Source organism: Mesorhizobium sp. M7A.F.Ca.CA.001.08.2.1 (assembly GCF_003998455.1).
Lineage (GTDB): Bacteria > Pseudomonadota > Alphaproteobacteria > Rhizobiales > Rhizobiaceae > Mesorhizobium > Mesorhizobium ciceri.
This window is the reverse complement of sequence record NZ_RZPW01000495.1, coordinates 1-4727: the sequence shown is the minus strand read 5'-3', so window position 1 is coordinate 4727 and position 4727 is coordinate 1. Positions and strand designations below refer to the sequence as shown.

Genomic DNA, 4727 nt, shown 5'->3' with positions numbered 1-4727 from the left:
GCAAGCCGCGCATGCTCGACGCGGCGGAAGTTGTCGAAGCGACGAGCCACCCGGTCGGCGGCGTCTGCCCGTTCGGCCTGCCGGCGCCGCTGCCGGTCTATGCGACGTATCGCTGCGCGAATTTGACGAGGTCGTGCCCGCGGCAGGCGCCACCAATGCGGCGGTGCGGATCAGCCCGCAGCGCATGGTCGAGCTGATTGGGGCTGGTTGGGTTGATGTGTGCCAAGGGTAGGCAGGTACGGCTTTATAGAGCGTGCAGACACCCAGGATCGCACCATTGCGATGGTAGCCGTACTTCGGTTGACCCAAGCGGGATTGTCACAACACACCGCGATTGGTCCGGAGTATAGCGCACCCTGGTAGCGCAATTGACTGGGGTCAGGTTTGCTCAGCTCGATTGCCGTCTTGCTGTTAGAGGCTGCTTCTTGAACATGTCGAGATCAGGGGCGCCATCGCCTTGTAAACATTATCTTGTAGTTCGAGGTTCCGCAATTGACAAACACTGGCTCACGGCAATAACTTGGCACCACGGCTTGGCCCTCTAGTTGGAGCCGTTGAATCCACGGCTACTCGCTGAAATGTCAATACATATTGCTGCGCCGGCGGGGGCGACCCTGCGGCGATCCGACGAAAGGTAAAGAGCGAGGGCCAAGCCTTAGAAAACAAGACACATGACAGCTTTGGCGGGCCGCTTTTCTCACTGCGGATAGCGCACTCTGTGAAAGACGTAGCATTTGCTCTTGGCCTTGATCCGGAGAAGTTCTTCTACGTAATTCAGCATGCTGCTGACGGAACGTATTATCGGGATTTCGATATACCCAAAAAGCGGGGTGGTGTTCGCAACATCTCGGCGCCACGTAAGGGTCTCGCGCTTGCGCAGAGCCGCTTTGCATCTATCCTTTGTGCTCACTACACCCCAAAAAATTTCGTGAAGGGATACGTTAAGGGGCAATCGTTTCTAACGAATGCTAGATATCATGAGAAGCAAAAATGGATATTAAATATCGATGTAAAAGACTTCTATCCATCGATTAGCTTCGCACGGGTCCGAGGTTTATTTATATCTCCGTATTTTGGATTCAATGAACGAGTAGCCACCATTCTGGCGCGTATTACCACCTATAAAGACGGACTGCCGCAGGGGGGCGTCGACATCGCCATTGTTGGCAAATATAATTGCGCATAATTTGGACAAGAGGCTTGTAACCATCGCGGCTAAAGAGCAGCTTAAATATACGAGATATGCAGATGATATGACGTTTTCCTCGAGTAAGAGGTCAGTTCCTTCTCATATAGTTCAGAGCTGGGAGCCAGGATTTGGCAGGAGAGATGTTCATTTAGAGCAATCAATTATTGATTCTTTTAAGCGCGCTGGATTCGAGATCAACCACTCAAAAACCAGGATTCTTTTCCCTTATGAACGACAGGAGGTCACTGGCCTGGTCGTTAACAGAAAAGCAAACGTGTGGCGGCGCGATATCTCTCGCTTGAGAATGAAAATACACTCTGTTAAGCGCTTTGGCGCGACCGAGGCTGCAAAGATATGGCTTGAAAAAGGCGCTGATGAACAGAAAATGTGGAGCCACATTACTGGCAATTTAGCGTTCATAAGGCAGGTGCGTGGCGTGGACGATACGGTGTTGGCCAAGCTCTGCAAAGACGCTGTTGTGGCGGGCCTGACGGAGCCGACCTGGGTGTTGAAGATGGCAGAATTAGTTCGCGAATTCGATGTATTCTTGTCTCACGCAAGCGAAGACAAGGAAAAAATCAGAAGGCTTAAAGACAAGCTTGAACACGTAGGAATTAAAGTTTTCTTTGACGAAACGAGTATCAGCTGGGGAGAATCTATTGTTGAAAAAATTAATCATGGTCTTTTGAAATCGAGATACTTCGTCCCGTTCCTCTCTCAGAAGTTCTCCGAAAAAGGCTGGACCAACAAGGAGTTAAATTCGGCGATTTCGATGAATATCGACAGAAAGGGACGAATACTTCCGGTAATTGACAGTAATTTTTCGGTGGATGATAATTATCCACTGCTAGGCGAGACACTGTATAAGAAATGGCCTACTGACAACGCTTCCGAAGGGCAATTTATTGATGAGGTTGCCGACGCTATTCTGCATTTGGTTGAGACGAAGCCGGTATAGGCTACCAGCATTCCGTAGGCCGAATTACCGGTTGAGTTTGGTGCTGCTATGTTCATCTGCTCGCCAATTCGTCCGAAGAAACGTTCTTTGTCGACCTTGAATTGATCTGGAGTTCCCGCTCAGTTGCGCGCTCTCGTCATCGGGGCACCCTTTGCTCCAGTTTCGTAGTTTTTGTCCCATTGGCCCCTTGCACTCCAACCCTTGAGAATATAGGGCTTTGCGCGGTCCGGAGTGTAGCGCAGCCCGGTAGCGCACTTGACTGGGGGTCAAGGGGTCGTCGGTTCGAATCCGGCCACTCCGACCATTTCGAAACAGGACTTTCCCCGGAGTCCCCTTGGCCGGAAATTCGGCCAGATCAGCAGAATTGCAAATTGTGTCGGCCTTCACCTAAGGCTTGAACCTTGGCAGGCCGCAACAGCAGTTGATGGCGGTATTCCAGCGCGATGGCGCCCCAGATCAGGCCGAGCAGCAGGTAGACATGGCGCCAGTGGTCGATGTCGATGAAGGTGCCGAGCCCGATATTGCCGATGAAGGCGACATAGGCGCACAGGAGATAGGGCTGCCACGGCCGGTCGCGCAGCAGGATGCGGAAGCCGGCTGCTATCGTCCACAAGACGAGGCCGAGGAACGACACGAAGCCGAGCCAGCCATAGTCCATCAGCATCTTCAGCCAGATGTCGTGGGTGTCTTCACCGAAGATCGTGCCGAAGACCAGCGGGCCGATGCCGAACGGATGCTCCATCGCCATCTGGAAGCCGATGCCGTAGCGAGCGAAGCGGCCGAGGCGGGCGGTGTCGTAGCTCTGTTCGAGATGGGCACGGTTGGAGAACATCTCCGACACGCCGGGCAGCTGCAGGATGACGATCATGGCGACGACCAGCAGCGCCAGTGCTGCAATCGTCATCACCACCACGCGCAGCCGGAACATGCCGCTGGCGCTCTGCAGGAACAGGCAGCCGGTGAGCAGGACGGCCGAAACGGCGAACATGCCCCAGGCACCGCGCGAAAAGGAGAAGAAGATGCCGGCGGTGATGATCAGCAGTGGCACCGCCAAAAGCGGCATGCGCGTCACCGGTCCGGTCAGGAGCAAATAGAGCAGATAGATGCCGGGCAGCACCAGGAACGGTCCAAACACGTTCGGATCCTGGAAGGCGCCGGCGGCACGGTCGTATTTGGTGAACATCTCGGCGCCCGGAAAGGCATGGAAGTAGCCTGCAATGCCAAGCAGCGAGGTGGCCACGGCCGAAACCACATAGGCAATGAAGATCAATCGGTAGAGGCTCGGCTGTACGGCGGTGATCGATGCGAAGAACACCGCGCTGAAGGCGAGAAACAGCGACACGGCGAGATAGAGCGGCGTGTTGGCGAGGTCCGCCATCTGCGTCATGGAGATCATGCCGCCGATGTTCATCGTCACCAGCAGCACCAGCAGCGGCGTTGCCGCGCGGGAAATCCGCAAGCCGAAAAGCGCCCAGATGGCAATCAGCCCGGCCATGTAGAGCTCATAGGGCGCCGGCTCGCTGATGACGAAGCCGGACAGCAGAATGCCGAGGAAGACCGCGCCCGAGGAAATCAGCGCGACCAGCTTGGCGTTGACCACGGCCTGCGGCAGATCATGGCTGATCGCACTCAATAGGCGTTTTCCGTATTGAGCAGCCGGAGCGGCGTCAGGAACAGGATCCGCAAATCGAACAGCAGCGACCAGTTCTCGATGTAGTAGAGATCATACTCCGTGCGCATGCGGATCTTCTCGTTGGTGTCCATCTCGCCGCGCCAGCCATTGATCTGCGCCCAACCGGTGACGCCGGGCTTGACCTTGTGGCGGGCGAAATAGCCGTCGACGACCTCGTTGTAGAGCAGGTTATGCGACTGCGCGGCGATGGCGTGCGGACGCGGGCCGACCAGCGATAGCGAACCCAGAAGCGAATTGAAGAACTGCGGCAGCTCGTCGATCGAGGTCTTGCGGATGAAGCGGCCGACGCGGGTGACGCGAGGATCGTTCTTGGTCACCGTCTGCTTGGCGGTCGGGTCGGCCTTGTCCGTATACATCGAACGGAACTTGTAGACCTCGATGATCTCGTTGTTGAAACCGTGCCGCTTCTGATGGAACAGCACCGGACCCTTGCTGTCGAGCTTGATGGCGATGGCGGTCGCCAGCATCACCGGCGAGAACACGACGATGCCGATCAGGCTGAAGACGATGTCGAAGGCGCGTTTGGCCACCGAATCCCAGTCGTTGATCGGCTTGTCGAAGATATCCAGCATCGGCACCGCGCCGATGTAGGAATAGGCACGCGGGCGAAACTGCAGCGCGTTGGAATGCGCCGAAAGCCGGATGTCGACCGGCAGCACCCACAACTTCTTCAGCAACTGCAGAACGCGCGATTCGGCGGTCAGCGGCAACGATACGATCAGCATGTCGATACGCGCGATCCGGGCGAATTCGATCAGTTCCGAAATGGTGCCGAGCTTGGGGTAGCCGGCGACGATGGGCGGCGAGCGCTTGTCGCCGCGATCGTCGAAGATGCCGCAGATGCGGATATCGTTGTAGGGCTGCTTTTCGACCGAGCGGATCAGGAT

4 protein-coding genes, 1 tRNA gene and 1 pseudogene are annotated in these 4727 nt (G+C 56.0%); 4 read left to right on the top strand and 2 right to left on the bottom strand.

What is annotated here, in order from left to right:
- The 4 genes and pseudogenes from EN914_RS24650 to EN914_RS24635 all read left to right on the top strand — a co-directional run.
- A pseudogene (locus EN914_RS24650) lies at positions 1 to 232 on the top strand (YbaK/EbsC family protein); the annotation flags it as partial.
- Positions 233 to 718: 486 nt separating this feature from the next.
- A complete protein-coding gene (locus EN914_RS24645; protein ID WP_032899490.1) occupies positions 719 to 1186 on the top strand; it encodes a hypothetical protein in 468 nt (155 codons plus the stop codon).
- A gap of 1 nt (position 1187) precedes the next feature.
- A complete protein-coding gene (locus EN914_RS24640) occupies positions 1188 to 2147 on the top strand; it encodes a toll/interleukin-1 receptor domain-containing protein (RefSeq protein ID WP_024504672.1) in 960 nt (319 codons plus the stop codon).
- 227 nt (positions 2148 to 2374) lie between these two features.
- A tRNA-Pro gene (locus tag EN914_RS24635) sits at positions 2375 to 2451 on the top strand.
- 51 nt (positions 2452 to 2502) lie between these two features.
- On the opposite strand, the gene EN914_RS24630 is transcribed toward EN914_RS24635, so the two are convergent.
- Both EN914_RS24630 and EN914_RS24625 read right to left on the bottom strand, forming a co-directional pair.
- Positions 2503 to 3780, bottom strand: a complete 1278-nt coding sequence (locus EN914_RS24630; protein WP_024504671.1) for an O-antigen ligase — start codon at positions 3778 to 3780, stop codon at positions 2503 to 2505.
- Positions 3777 to 4727: undecaprenyl-phosphate glucose phosphotransferase (locus tag EN914_RS24625; protein WP_127389323.1), on the bottom strand; the 951-nt coding region annotated here is incomplete at its 5' end. The genes EN914_RS24630 and EN914_RS24625, both read right to left, overlap by 4 nt.